The organism is Rhodococcus aetherivorans (genome assembly GCF_025722975.1).
GTDB lineage: Bacteria > Actinomycetota > Actinomycetes > Mycobacteriales > Mycobacteriaceae > Rhodococcus > Rhodococcus aetherivorans.
Genome location: NZ_CP106982.1, coordinates 4,736,834 through 4,750,865, shown reverse-complemented (window position 1 = coordinate 4,750,865; position 14,032 = coordinate 4,736,834). Strand labels below are relative to the sequence as shown.

General features: G+C 65.5%; 11 protein-coding genes. 4 read left to right on the top strand and 7 right to left on the bottom strand.

Translation table 11 applies throughout. From position 1 onward, the window contains the following. The first annotated feature begins 75 nt into the window (after positions 1-75). Positions 76-1,332: a glycosyltransferase family 4 protein gene (locus tag OCS65_RS21570; RefSeq protein ID WP_231771891.1), complete on the top strand. Its 1,257-nt coding sequence runs from the start codon at positions 76-78 to the stop codon at positions 1,330-1,332. Further along, a complete protein-coding gene (gmd, locus tag OCS65_RS21565; protein WP_231771890.1) occupies positions 1,332-2,369 on the top strand; it encodes a GDP-mannose 4,6-dehydratase in 1,038 nt (345 codons plus the stop codon). Before OCS65_RS21570 ends, gmd begins: the two co-directional genes overlap by 1 nt. A gap of 10 nt (positions 2,370-2,379) precedes the next feature. On the opposite strand, the gene OCS65_RS21560 is transcribed toward gmd, so the two are convergent. Continuing rightward, positions 2,380-3,303 carry a GDP-L-fucose synthase family protein gene (locus OCS65_RS21560; RefSeq protein ID WP_072634652.1) on the bottom strand — a complete coding sequence of 308 codons (924 nt, stop codon included), beginning with the start codon at positions 3,301-3,303 and terminating at the stop codon, positions 2,380-2,382. Positions 3,304-3,847: 544 nt separating this feature from the next. Here OCS65_RS21560 and OCS65_RS21555 point away from each other — a divergent pair. Together OCS65_RS21555 and OCS65_RS21550 are read left to right on the top strand one after the other, a co-directional pair. After that, positions 3,848-5,587 (top strand): WecB/TagA/CpsF family glycosyltransferase, encoded by a 1,740-nt coding sequence (locus OCS65_RS21555; protein WP_251550421.1) that lies wholly within the window; start codon positions 3,848-3,850, stop codon positions 5,585-5,587. Beyond that, complete coding sequence (locus OCS65_RS21550; RefSeq protein WP_263507583.1) at positions 5,580-6,437, top strand: glycosyltransferase; 858 nt, start codon at positions 5,580-5,582, stop codon at positions 6,435-6,437. Before OCS65_RS21555 ends, OCS65_RS21550 begins: the two co-directional genes overlap by 8 nt. A 17-nt stretch (positions 6,438-6,454) precedes the next feature. Here OCS65_RS21550 and OCS65_RS21545 read toward each other — a convergent pair whose 3' ends face one another. The 6 genes from OCS65_RS21545 to OCS65_RS21520 all read right to left on the bottom strand — a co-directional run bounded on the left by OCS65_RS21545 (position 6,455) and on the right by OCS65_RS21520 (position 14,001). Then, positions 6,455-8,230, bottom strand: a complete 1,776-nt coding sequence (locus tag OCS65_RS21545; protein WP_203329471.1) for a DUF4082 domain-containing protein — start codon at positions 8,228-8,230, stop codon at positions 6,455-6,457. Then, a complete protein-coding gene (locus tag OCS65_RS21540; protein WP_065922869.1) occupies positions 8,220-9,629 on the bottom strand; it encodes an O-antigen ligase family protein in 1,410 nt (469 codons plus the stop codon). The genes OCS65_RS21545 and OCS65_RS21540 overlap by 11 nt, the downstream gene beginning before the upstream one ends. Beyond that, entirely contained in the window at positions 9,626-10,375 is a 750-nt protein-coding gene (locus tag OCS65_RS21535) for a hypothetical protein (RefSeq protein ID WP_050034794.1), read from the bottom strand. The genes OCS65_RS21540 and OCS65_RS21535 overlap by 4 nt, the downstream gene beginning before the upstream one ends. A 100-nt stretch (positions 10,376-10,475) precedes the next feature. Then, complete coding sequence (locus tag OCS65_RS21530; RefSeq protein WP_263507580.1) at positions 10,476-11,636, bottom strand: hypothetical protein; 1,161 nt, start codon at positions 11,634-11,636, stop codon at positions 10,476-10,478. A 113-nt stretch (positions 11,637-11,749) separates the two neighbouring features. Further along, complete coding sequence (locus tag OCS65_RS21525) at positions 11,750-13,063, bottom strand: Wzz/FepE/Etk N-terminal domain-containing protein (RefSeq protein ID WP_263507578.1); 1,314 nt, start codon at positions 13,061-13,063, stop codon at positions 11,750-11,752. Then, on the bottom strand, positions 13,060-14,001 hold the full coding sequence (locus OCS65_RS21520) for an SGNH/GDSL hydrolase family protein (protein WP_232334096.1): 942 nt from the start codon (positions 13,999-14,001) through the stop codon (positions 13,060-13,062). The genes OCS65_RS21525 and OCS65_RS21520 overlap by 4 nt, the downstream gene beginning before the upstream one ends. Between the last annotated feature and the right edge of the window lie 31 nt (positions 14,002-14,032).

Genomic DNA, 14,032 nt, shown 5'->3' with positions numbered 1-14,032 from the left:
GTGCGACGACAGGGCCGATCTCGATCCGGTTCGATGCGCCGTTTGCGTGGTTCGCGCGTACTACCCTCGGTTCTCATGACCGGACCGAAGGTTCGTATCGCGATCCTGGGCATCAACTTCGCCCCAGAGCCGACCGGGATCGCGCCCTATACGACCCTTCTCGCGTCCGGATTGGCCGCGCGTGGGCACGAAGTCGAAGTTCTGACCGGATTCCCTCATTATCCGCAATGGAAGCGCCTGGACGGAGGTTTCCGGTTCCGATCCGACGAAATCGAGGATCGCGTTCGGATTCGGCGCTTCGGTCACCACGTCCCGCGGGGTGCTACGGCAGTCGGTCGAGCGTTGATGGAGATGAGCTTCGGGCTTCAGCTTCTGCTCGCGCGATGGAACGGACCCGACGTCGTCCTCTGCGTGAGTCCACCATTGCTGGCGGCAGGACTGTCCGTGGTGCGCGCACGGCTGTCGTGGCGGCGACCTGCAATCGGCGTCATCGTCCACGACCTCTACAGCCGTGGGGTCGTGGAGGCGGCGGCGCTGTCGGGCTTGTCCGCCTGCGTGGCACAGGCGGTGGAATCTGCATTCCTTCGGTCGGCGGACGGCATTGTGGTAATCCACGACGGATTCGCGCAGATCCTCGAGGAGCACCTCGGCGTCGACCGCAGAAGAATTCGCACGATCCGGAACTGGAACCATGTCGCACCCCCGGATCCCGCGGCCAGCTCCGCATTCCGTGCCGCACACGGCTGGGATTCCGACGAGGTGGTGATCTTGCATGCTGGAAACATGGGCACCAAACAGGGCTTGGAGAATGTTGTCGCGGCGGCCCGGCTGGCAAGTCGCGAAGGCCGCCGTGTGCGGTTCGTCCTGCTCGGTGACGGCAACCAGCGCGTTCGTCTGGAGGCTGCGGGCGCCGGAATCCCCACACTGCAGTTCCTGCCGCCGGTCACAGAAGAGGACTTTCCTTCAGCGCTCGGAGCTGCGGATGTGCTTCTCGTGAACGAACGACCCGGCGTCGCGCAGATGGCGGTACCCAGCAAGCTGACGTCCTATTTCAACTCCGGCAAGCCTGTCCTCGCGGCGACCGACGCGGACGGATTCACGGCGACCGAGATCGCCGCATCAGGGGCCGGTATCCGTATCCCGGCCGACCGACCGGACCTGTTGCTCCGGGAGGCGGTCCGATTGGGCACGGACGGGGCGCTCGCCGCACACATGGGAGAGCAGGGACGTCGCTACTGCGCTACAACCTTGTCCACATACGAGGCCCTGGAGCGCTACGAGAAATGGATCGGGGATCTCGTGCGCGAGTCGCGCAGGCAGAGGTCGCGCTGATGGTCAAACGCGCACTCGTGACCGGCATAACCGGACAGGACGGGTCCTATCTCGCGGAGTTGCTGCTGAACAAGGGCTACGAGGTCCACGGAGTCATCCGCCGTGCCTCGACGTTCAACACCCACCGGATCGAACACCTGTACGTGGACTCTCACGTACCCGGCGCGAGGTTGTTCCTGCACTACGGAGAACTCCTCGACGGGGCACGGCTCACGGCGCTGCTGTCGGCGATTCGTCCCGACGAGGTGTACCACCTGGCGGCGCAGTCACACGTTCGCGTGAGTTTCGACGAGCCGGAATACACCGCCGAAACAACAGCACTCGGAACAATTCGGCTGCTCGAGACGATTCACCAGATCGGACTCGACTGCCGCTTCTACCAAGCGTCGAGTTCGGAGATGTTCGGCGCATCGCCGCCGCCGCAGAATGAGGAGACGCCGTTCCATCCCCGCTCGCCGTACGGCACCGCCAAGGTGTTCGCCTACTGGACGGCACGCAACTACCGGGAGGCATATGGTCTCTTCACAGTCAACGGCATCCTGTTCAACCACGAATCACCCAGACGGGGGGAAACCTTCGTCACGCGAAAGATCACCCGTGCGGTGGCTCGCATCCGGGCCGGCCTGGATCGGCATCTGTACATAGGCAACGTCGACGCAGTCCGTGACTGGGGTTACGCACCCGAATACGTCGAGGGGATGTGGCGGATGATGCAGGCCGAGACCCCGGACGACTATGTGCTGGCGACGGGAGAAGGCTATTCCGTGCGCGAATTCCTTGCCCTCGCGTTCGACCACGCCGGTCTCGACTGGGAGAAGTACGTGCGATTCGACGAACGCTACCTTCGCCCCGCGGAGGTCGACTCGGTGATCGGCGACGCAGCGAAGGCCGGAGCGATCCTCGGCTGGAATCCTCGGGTGCGCACTCCCCAACTCGTGAAGATCATGGTGGACGCCGACCTCGCGGCACTCGAATCTCGAGGCGGTCACCGGATCGACAGACCCGAGCTGCCGGGGTGGGGCACCTCGTCGCACTGACCCTGTGGGATCAGCTGCGACAGGTTCCCTGATGCGCGACGAACCACTCGTATGTCATCCGGACGCCCTCCTCGAGCGGGGTCTTCGCGGTCCATCCGAGTTCCGTGAGGCGTCGGACGTCGAGCAACTTGCGCGGGGTGCCGTCCGGCTTCGACGGATCCCACCGAATCTCCCCGCGGTAGCCGACCACGTCGGCGACAAGGTGCGCGATCTCGGCGATCGTTACGTCACTACCAGTGCCCACATTGACCGGCCGGCAGTCGTCGTAGTGGTCCAGCAGGAAGTGGCAGGCATCCGCGAAGTCGTCGACATACATGAACTCGCGCCGGGGCCGGCCCGTGCCCCAGCACGTTGCATGCGGAGCGCTGTCCCGGGCCGCGTCATGGAGGCGACGGATCATGGCGGGCAGGACGTGGCTGTCGTGCGGGCTGAAGTTGTCGCCCGGACCGTAGAGGTTCGTGGGCATCGCGCTGATGTAGGGCAGGCCGTGCTGGCGGCGGATGGCGGTGACGTGCGCGATCCCGGCCAGCTTCGCGACCGCGTAGCTTTCGTTCGTCTCCTCCAAGGGACCCGTGAAGAGTGCCTCTTCGCGAATCGGCTGTTCTGCGAACTTGGGGTAGATGCAGCTCGACCCCAGGAAGAGGAATCGCTTCACGCCACTCGCGACGGCGCTGTCCAGCAGGTTCACCTGTATGCGCACATTGTCGGAGATGAAGTCGGCGGGTCGACGAGCGTTCGCTGCGATCCCGCCGACCCGTGCTGCTGCGGCGATCACCACCTGCGGGCGGGTCGCCTCGAAGAACTCCGTGGTAGCGCGGGCGTCGCGCAGATCCAATTCGGCCGAACTACGTCCGATCAGATTCTCGAAGCCGCGCTTTGCGAAGTGGCGCCACAGCGCCGATCCCACCAGTCCCCGGTGACCCGCGATGTAGATCCGGGTGCTTCGAGGTAGGGGGTAGGAGTTCGTCCCGGGATGACGACCTGCGACGCAGGAGGCTCGATCGGACCGATCGACATCGACGCTATCCCGTGCAGGGTCGGTATCCGACACGGCCACCTCGATCCTCCGGTGGGGGTCCCGAACGCTCCGGTGATGTCCGGGAGAGGGTGGCACATGCACGCACCGCAACTTCCTCCAACCGATCACCTCGAACCGGAGCCGGTACCGGGTTCGAAGGTTACCACTTGCTCGTTCGTCGATGCGCGGAGATTCTCAGCGCGTGCCCGGTGCAAGGGCAGGACTGCGACTGAGCCGACGGAACGCGACACGGCCGGCACGTGCCGGCGAGCTCACCGCGTCGTCGGGTGCTCCGATCTGGCCGCGCACGCACGTATCGGGCCCGAACTGCATGCAGCTCGGGTAAAATTCGACGGAACAACGACGCCTCGAGGGGTGCGAGTTGGGTGGGACGAGTTGGGATCACGGACAGCGAGACCTGCGCGGTCCGGCGCACCCATGTCCGACGCCGTGGCCTCGAATGGTTGTGGATGCCGTTCCGATCGATCTGGTCGATCGAGAGCTCGCGATGGCCCTCATCGTCGATGCGCTCCGCCTACCGGACCCGCTCGCCGTCGCATCGGCCAACCTCGACCATCTCCATCACTTCGAACGCGACAGCTTCTGGACGGACCGTCCACCTGCGGTTTCCATCGGAGACCCGTCCAGGGGGCTGCGCTGGCTCACACTGCTCGACGGAGTGCCGCTCGTCCGGAAAGCCGAGGCACTCAGCGGTCGGCCTTGGCCGAAGCTTTCGGGCAGTGACCTGATCTGGCCGATTCTGGAGTACGCGGCGAAACACGGCACGCGGGTGGGGTTTCTCGGCGGGACCGCCGAGACACACGAGCAACTCCGCAAGACGCTGAGGATGCGCCTTCCCGCCCTGCAGGTCGCGGGCACCTGGGCGCCGGCGCGATCCGAGATACTCGACTCCCGAACGTCGGCGGGAATCGCCGCCGACATCCGTTCGGCCGAGGTGGAAATCCTGATCGTGGGACTGGGAAAGCCCCTGCAGGAGAATTGGATTGCGCGATTCGGCCCGGACACCGGAGCGCGGGTGCTGCTCGCGTTCGGTGCCGTGGTGGACTTCCTCGCCGGCCGCGTGAGCCGGGCGCCGCGGTGGATGGCGGACCACGGCTTCGAGTGGACGTGGCGACTGATGCTGGAGCCACGACGGTTGAGCCGTCGCTATCTCGTGCACGATCCGCCGGAATTGCTGCGGTTGATGCGCCGAGAACCGACCCTCCAGCACGAAGCGGCGATGGCGCATCCCGACAGGAGTGTGGGGCGCGGTGCATTCGTCGGGCACCGACGGCGGGCTACCGTCGCCGTGGTGGTGGTGACGTACAACAGTGTGTCCGATCTGCCCGGGCTGATCGACGACCTGCGTATCGCTGCTCGCGACCAGTCGATCCGCGTCGTTGTCGTCGACAACCAGTCGTCCGACGGCACAACCGATGTGGTGCGCTCGCACACCGACATCACGTTGGTCGAGTCCGGGGGGAATCTCGGCTATGCCGGTGGCATCAATGCGGCGATGCCGTTCGTGGAGCCGTGCGAGGCCGTGCTGATACTCAATCCTGATCTGTCGTTGGCCCCTGGAGCGGTGACCCGCTTGATGACATCGCTCCGTGGCGACGACCGAATAGGGGCCGTGGTACCGCTCATTCTCGACGCAGACGGCGCAGTCTACAACTCGATTCGACGCGAGCCCTCGCTCTCGCGTGCGGTCGGGGACGCATTGCTCGGCCGCAGACTTCGTAAGAGGCCGTCCTTGCTTTCCGAAATCGATTACTGTCCAGCAGATTACCTCGAAGCTCACGATGTGGACTGGGCAACCGGAGCCGCACTGCTCATTCGAACCACGGTGGCGCACGAGGTAGGCCCCTGGAACGAGGAGTTCTTTCTCTACTCCGAGGAGACGGACTACTTCCGTCGCATCCGCGAGAGCGGCCATTTGGTTCGGTTCGAGCCGTCGGCGGTGGTGCAACACCGCCAGGGAGGCTCGGGTACATCGCCGGCTCTCGCACGGCTCATGGCCGTGAACCGAATTCGATACGTGAAACGACACCACGGAGCCGCGTACGCGGTGCTTTTCCGCGGAGCCGTGGCATTGGCCGAAGCGCTGCGCTCCTACGATCGGGAGCGTCGACGTACGCTCGCAGCTGTGCTGAACCGCAGGAAATGGCGAGATCTCCCGCACGCGACCTCACATGGCTGAACAACTGTCGGGACCGCACCGACGCGGCGCAGTGATCGTTCCCGCGTACAACGAAGCCGCGGTGATCGAGCGGACGCTCCTGCCGCTCGGCCACGCTGCAACCGAGGGGTATATCGAGCTGATTGTGGTGCCCAACGGCTGTACCGACGACACCGCCGCGGTGGCCCGACGTATCCCGGGCGTGCACGTTGTCGAGTTGCGGGAGGGGTCCAAACCTGCGGCACTGAATACCGGTGACCGGATCGCCACGATGTGGCCCCGGCTGTACCTGGACGCCGACATCCGGATTTCGGCCGGTGCGGTACTGGCCGTCCTCGATCGACTCGCCCGCGGTGACGTGCTCGCCGCTCGTCCCGAGTTCCGTTACGCGTTCGACCGCTCCGACCCACTGGTTCGCAGCTACTACCGTGCCCGGCAGCGGATTCCGCAGCGAGAGCCCATACTGTGGGGTGCCGGTGTGTACGGCCTGAGCAGACAGGGGCATGCGAGGTTCGGATCCTTCCCGGATCTTACGGGGGACGATCTTTTCGTCGACTCTCTGTTCGACGCCGATGAGAAATCCGTGGTGCGTACGGAACCGGCCGTGGTCACGACTCCCACTGATGTCGGAAGTCTGCTCGCAATTCTGCGTCGCAGTCATCGCGGCGGCACCGAAGCGCGCGTCGTCGACCGGAGTCGCGTGCGCCGCACCGGCCCGGCCACCGCTCGCGCGGTGCTGCGGTCGATCCGGGGACCCGGATCGGCTGGGGATGCAGCGGTGTACATCGCGGTGGCGCTCGCGGCCCGGCGGGGTGCACTGCATCCGAACGTGCCGTGGGAGCGCGACGAAAGCAGTCGAGAGCCTCGGTGAGGGGTTCATGAGGGGTGCTACTGGAGGTCGCAGTCGGCAGTCCGGTCGATCCGATAAAGATGAACGGCGTTGCCGTCGTCGAATGTGTCCCGGAATGTGTTACCGGTGACGGGTATGCTCCGCCCTTCGTCCAAGACCTCCACCTGGTCCGCATTCCCGCATGCAAGGGCGATCGTGGCGTCTCCGCCCTCGTTCCGCGTGGATCCCGCGAGCACGTAGAGACTTCCCTCGTGATACTTGGCAGCCAGATCGACGGGTCCGTCGGATCTGGCAAATCCGTCGACGAACGGTGCATTGAGAACTGGGGCCAGTCGATTGATCTGATCGTTGACTGCCCTGACGTCGTCGCGGATGCCGTCTCCGCACCGATCCCGGAAGATGTTGTACGACAGGCACGGCCCGCCGAAGTTGTGGGAGAAGTAGACGATGCCGCGTGCGCCGTTGATGATGCTGCTCCAGACCGCGGCTCGAATCTGCGGGCCCGTGATCGTGCCGCCCGTGTCCTCCTCGAAGGGGTGACCCACCTCCACGAAGTTCCACACCGGCATCGCCGCACGCGGCTGGACCAAGGAGCGGACGTATCGTGTTGTCACACCGTAATTGGCCGCCAGATGGCACTCCGCGGGGGAGAGGTCGGCCTGCCCGTCCTTCGTGAGGACACCGCCCTGGTCGGCCTGACAGATCGTATCGTCGGTGAACCAGTAGTTGTCTGCGGATACGACATCCTGAAAGTCGTTGACGAATCGTTCGGCTGCGTCCCGGGGCTCCCAGAAGGTGACGCCCTTGCCGTAATTCGTGAAAGTCATGACGCCCGACGGTACTTTGCTCCTGAACGCATACATCACCGTGTAACCGCACTTAGCTTGTTCGGGTACGCAGATCGGTCGATCGTCAGGCATCCGACCCGTCCACGGCGCATCTCCGGCACCCGCCCACATGTCCGCCTCGTCTGTGGTCAGTTGACCGGACGCGAGCGGGTCCGGGCGGCTGGGAAGGGCGAACATCCCGCTGTCACGAATCACCCGCACGTCGCTGTCTTCGGTCAGTTCGACGTAGGTATTGAGTCCGATGGTCCGATCGACGGCAGCCTCCTCAGGGGAGGTCACGCGCGCGAACCATACTGCGAGAGGGAAGTAGTCCGGCGACGTTGGCAGCGAATTCTCGAAGGTGTCGTAGTACTCCTCACCGCCGTCGACCGATCGCAGCGACGGACCCGTCGGCTCGAACACGACGTCGACAAAATAGGCGGCACCGTTTCCCGACTGGTCGGGGATTCCCTCGCCGTAGGTGAACCGTCCGTCGCGCGCGGTCAACCATCCGCTCTTCACGGTTGCGCCCAGGTCGAAGGTGTTCGGATCCGTCGGATAGTTCCCATTCGAAGCACGGTAGGAGATCACGTAGCTTCCGTGCGCTTGTATCGGAATCGGTTCGTCGAACGGTACGTTCCGCCAGCCGCTCGGGCCGGTGGTGATCGGGACGGTACCCAAGGCGGTGCCGTCGGACGACCACAAGGTGGCGGTGACCGCCCCTGTGTCCTCCGGTCCCTGATAGAACCGCGCGGCGGTGACGACTCCATCGCTCGTCGTCGTGAACTCGGTGCCGACTTCGATCGGCCGCGCGGCGGGATCGCCGGAGACGGCCGGGACGGTTTCGTCGGACCACAGGCTTCCTGCCGGCGAGCCGGGACGTTCGGCCGTGTCGGGGGAGCCTTGCGTGCATGATCCGGTAAGCACCATCACCGCCACGAGCAGCGGGGCGACGAGGGAACGTGCTGTCGGGCGCTTATCGAGCACTGTCGTCAGCCTGTGGCGAGGAAATGTCGCGTTCTGCGTCGTATCGGTCGGGTGAGTCGATTTCCGGCACCGAAACGCTGAAGGTGGACCACAGCAGGCCGAACACGATGAAGAAGACGAAGGTTGCCTGCTGGTAGAAGAACAGGTCGAAGGTAGTGCTGGAGACCAGGATGCCCACCAGCACTGATCCCATCATGTAGGCCTGATCGCGTTCCCGGGGTGAGGTGGCGCGGCGCAATCCCGCCGAGATGCCGAAGATTGCTCCTCCCGTCAGCAGAATCATCGCGGCGAGTCCTACAACACCGCCCTGCACGATCGTCCGTAGCCACTCGTTGTCCAGCAATTGATACGCGCTGGGAGGAGCTCCACCGAGGCCGACCCCGAAGACAGGATTCTCGCGAAAGGTCTGCGACACTGCGGCATAGTCGGCTGTCCGCGTCAGGATACTGTCATCCTGCTCCGAACCCGTGATCGTCCGCCACAGCGCATCCAGTGTCTCCGGGAAGGCGACGGCATAGCCCATGATCGCGGCCGCCCCGGCGACGGCGGCCAGGACCAGCTGCCGAACCTGGAACGCGAACATGTAGACGAGCAGGCACGCGAGCAGAGTGAGCACGCCGGTGCGAGAGATGGCGGCGGGCATGGACACCAACGCCACACCGCACGTGGCGACTGCAGCCCAGCGGGCGCTCCGGCGCGTGGCGTAACGCGCAAAGTGGATGGTCATCGGCACGGTCACTGCAGCCAGAACGGAGAATTCGATCGCGTGCTCGGAGGTACCGACAACACGCACGGCGCCTCTCCGCTCGGTGAACTGCAGGTACTCGGGATCGAGGTTCACGACGAAGCCCGGGGGCATGAACAGGAATCGCAGATCGATCGAGGTCAGACTCTGGAGTAGTCCGACCGAACACGCGAATGCCAGACCTACGGTGAGGCAGCCGAGGATGATGGTCCGCTGCCGTGTGCTCTCGATTCTCACGAGAACATAGAGGGCCACCCCCACATTTGCGACCAGGGTGATGATCGCCCGGGTCTTGTTGGCTTCTACCAGGGCATCGCCCGTACGGAGCAACCCGATTCCGTAGACCAGGGTCAGCAGCAGGAAGAACAGAAGCATGACGACCACCCCAGGGTTCACCGTGGGGTGAGTTGTGGTGCGTCGGACCGTCAGGAATCCGAGGACGACGAGGCCGAACAGCATGACCGCGGCCATCCGCGCAGGTGAACCGTTGCTCTTGAGCGGGCCGGGCAGGGTGGCGAAGGCCGGTAGGCAGGGGATCAGGAGACACAGGAAGGCGAGAAACCACGGGGTGCGTTCTCGCTGTTCGGCACCGCGGACCGCACCGTCGAAGTGATCGCCCGGCCGTCGGCGCGCAACGAAGACCGTAGTCTTCATCGGGCATCCACGGCACCGTCGGCAGGCATACGTCCGCCTTCGCCGTCGGGGTTGTACGAGGATCTGCCGGGGCGCGGACCTGCCGGCGACGGAGGTTGGGCTGTCTGCCTGCGTGATTTCAGCCGCGTCAGCGAAACGTCGACCAACACGGTGAACAGGATCGATAGTCCGACCCCGGTGGCAAGGATCGCAACGGTCGAGCGTGTGCGGGTGGGCATCGCGGCCGTCGGGACGCCGGGCGGTGTCACGACGAACGACGTGACCATCTGATCCTCGGGTACCCGAGCTTGCTGCTGCAGGGTCCGCAGCGTCACTTCGGCCTGTGCGGCAACAAGCTCCAAGGTCTTCGTCACGTCGGCAGGATCCGACGCCGTCTCCTCGACGAACACCAGCGGCAGCTGCGGGTTGGGAGATGGGGTCGGGAATGCCTTCGCGCCGTAATCGGACAGGCCACCGGCCGCCACGACCCGGTCCACCACGGACGGTTCCCTCAGCCCGAGTGCGGTCAGATTCGCCAGCAGTGACGCTCCACCGACATCCAGCAGACCGTTCCGCCGGATCTCGCCGCCAGTCGAGGGCGTGTCCTGCCGGACACTCGGCGGAGCCAAGCCGATGACCGCGCTTGCGTAGTAGACCGGTTTCACGGAGCTGTAGACGCCGTAGCTGTACCACGCGGTGATCGCCAGAAGTGGAAGTACGACATACCAGCGGCGGAAGCACGACCGCACGACATCGAACAGATCCATGTCAATGCCCCCTCATCATCGGATGAACCGACGTGAGCTACCTGCCGAGGACGAACCGTGCTCGACGACCCGCAGACTCGCCGACCCGAGCAGTTCAACCCTACCGACTGAAACCCGTCCATTGTGACCTTTCTGCCCCATCCGACAGCACCACGCCGGTCACAGGCGCGCCGACAGAGCGAAGGGACTCGACGGCGCGACTCAAATCCCGCCGTCGCGTCACGTCCAATACGGCCGCGAGGAGGATGCCGTCGGCCTGTTCGCCCGCAATCGAGGCCGTACACGTCGACAGGACGGCGGGCGCGGCCACGATGACCTGCGCGTAGTCCGGTCGCAGACGGTCGATCGTGACAGTCGGATCGGTCGCGTCGGTCGCGATGGTCGTCGGGTCGGAGGGGTAGCCGGTGAGTCCGGGCGTGGAATCGGTCAGGCCGGGTGCGCCGTCGCGTTGCGCCGGTTCGGTCCAGGCCGGTCCCCGTGTCCCGGCTTCCGCCCGGCTCCCTCGCTCGTCGGTATGGACGACGAGCGTCCGATCGCCGCTCGATGCCGTGACACGCCCCAGGTTCGACGCCAGCGTCGCTGTGTCGGCCTCTCCTGCAGCCGACGTCACGACCCAGACCTGTGCCCGATCACCAGGCTCGGCACGAGGGTCGGGGCGCAGCCGCAGCCGCAGCCGGCGATACCCGTCCATATCACTGTCGGTTGCGGAATCCACCCCGTCCACGCGTCCGAGCACCGGAACTCCCGACACGGTGACGGCGCGGTCGGCGGTTCGCACTATGGGGTCGGTTCGGGATCGGATCCACACCGCGACGGCGCCCAGCAATGGTGCGGCGAGCACGATGGCGGCAGCAGGACCTGCCCGCTCGACCCACGCCTGCTGCGGCTCGGACGCGGAAGAGGCGATCCGCGTGTTCACTTTCTGACCGTCGTCGCCGGTCGGTGTTTCCAGTGCTTCGACATACCCGACGAACTCGCGCGCGAGCGCGTCGGCGATGAGCCGAGCACGATCCGGATATCGGTCCGTCACCGTGATGTCGATGATCGACGTTCTCGGCGGCACGACCGTTGCGCTCACCTTGCCGGACACTTCTCGGGCCGTCTCCGGCAGGCCGAGTTCATCCACAACGAGCTGGGTCACGACGTCGCTGGTCAGCAGGACGACATAGGAGTTGACCCGTCCTGCGACCACCTCGTCGTTCTGGTATGCGGCGGCGGTCGTCGATCCCTCGATCGACACCATCAGCTTGGTGGTCGACACGTATCTGTCCGGGGCCAGGAGAAGCCAGGCGAGACCTGCGACGAACACCACAACGGTGACGACGAGAAACGTCTTCCGGTACAGCTTCAGCTCGGCAAGGAACCCGTCCAGTCTCACTCTGCCGCCTCGGTCTTCCTGTCGCGCTCAGAACTTCGGCCGGGACTCCAGTGGGTGTCCATGTCGAAGACCACGACCGCGTCCCTCGGCAGCAACGCCGAGGCCTGACGTAGCTGCTCCTCTGTCGTCACATTCTTTCCCACCGCGAGCACGACCACATCCGACTCGGCCCCGATCTCTACTGCTGCCGGCAGCGAGGGGCACGTGAGTACCACCCATGTGTACGACGTGCGGAGGGCGTAGACCATCTCCCGCAGTGGGGCTGTGAGCATCCGGTCATCGATGGCCCCCGCTGCGGTGCCTACTCCGATGAAACTGCTGTGGGTGGTTCGCAGCGAGACTTCTCTCGCCGCTTCAGCCGGTGTCGTCTCTCCGCGCAGGACGTCGGCAACCCCGGACGCGCGGCGATCCGACAGCGCTTCCGTCAGTTCGGCGGAGCGGAAGTCGAGATCGACCAGTACCACCGAATCGCTGCGCATGGCGAGCGCCGTGGCGAGGAAGACGGACACCGCGGAGACCGTGGATCCGGGACCGGCGCCGGTCACCGTGAACGCGCCGCGTTCCGACCGGTCGACGGCCGCGAGCAGACGGTACAGGATCCCGCGCTCCTCCACCGTGAACTGCTCCGTCGGTTCCCCGCCGATCGAACCGAGAACCGGCCGCCCGGAAATCCGTGCAGCATCGCGGGGGTCGCGGATCGAGTGATCGAAGAGGAAGCGCAGCACGGCCCCCGCGGAGCCGAGGAGCGCCCCGATCAGCACCGCGCCGGACAAGACGACCGGGATCGTGGCACGCATGGCGACGACACGAGCTGTCGGCCCCGGGGTATCGACGACGATCAACTCGGCGCGTGGGACGAGCGATCCGGGAACCGACTCCAGAGTGCGCACTGTGGCCGCGAGTTCGGAGAGGAAGACGGTCGCCATCTGTTCGGACTCTTCGGCCGAAGGAGCACGGAACTCGAACTCGATGAGTGCCGTGCCCGGTGGATTGACGGCCTCCACTCGCGCGGACAGCACCTCGGGCGTGAGGCCGAGACCGAGATCGGCGATCACCCGAGCTGCCACGTCGCGGCTGTTCGCCAGTGCGGCATAGGTTCGGGCGCGGCCCTGCGCGTAGGAGTCGCCCCCGTCGAGAACGCGGCTGACATCACCGGGCGTGCGGACGAACACGGCGGCCTCGGACCGGTACAGCGGCGGACGCAGCAGCAGGAACAGCGTCGTTGCAGCCAGCGTCAGCAGAACTCCCCATACGATCCAGCGCCACCGCTCACGCAGTACGCGACCGTACTCGGAAACCGTGTCGTTCATGATCGGACGCCCGGTCCGAGAGCTTCGAGCGAATCGGTCAGCGCCGCACCGATGGCTTGCACACCGAGGGGATTGGGGTGCTTTCGATCCGCAGCCAGCAGCGCGGAGGTGTCCGTCCCGCTCAACGGCGCGATGGGATCGACGAACAGGACACCCTCGGCGGCGGGTTCTGCCGCCAGGCGCGCCATGAATTCGTCGTCGAATCCCAGATCATCGGATGGGTCGGCGAGGAGGCGGGGCCTGACGAAGACGACCGTGGCCGCGGGCCAGGTGCGCCGTACGTCTTCGACGGTCGCGACCATTGCCCGGAAGACGTCCTCGGTGGGTGGAAAGAGATCGTTTCGTCCGCCGTCGAGCACCACGACGTCGGGTGCATAGACGGTGGCCAGGCGCGGGATGCGTTCGGCGAACGACGTCGACCGACCGATGTACTCGTCGACCACGAACCTGTTGGCCGGTCCGCCGCTGATGTAGCCCGTTCCCGGCACAGCCGCGAGGTTGCACAGCCACCCCATCCGGACTGCCGTCGTGCAGGCGTAGGACATTTCCGCAAGACCGGTCCCGCCGGTGTACGAATCGCCGATGAACAGTGCGGAAGGCCGGCTGTCGCCGGCAACGTTGAGGCGATTGATCTCCGGGGACGGGCGTGTGGATGGTGCATCTGCGGTGTACATCGGTCCGGAGACGAACACCAGGCCGATCGCGATTGCCAGGGCCGACACCATTGCGGCCAGATCCCACCGAGCGCGTCGAGATGTGGCGCCCTTCCCTCCCTGGCTCCGGCCCGGCGAGTACCGGAAATCTGCGCGGCGAGATTCCGAATCCGTACTTCGAATCTCGAGGGCCCGGCGGCGGGGGGCTGCCGGCGGTGAAGGATGATCTCGTCGAGCACGCCGTCTGCGATAGAACACGAACACCGCGCCGCCCGCGATCGCCACGGCCGGCATCATCGCGGCCGTACCCAACAGT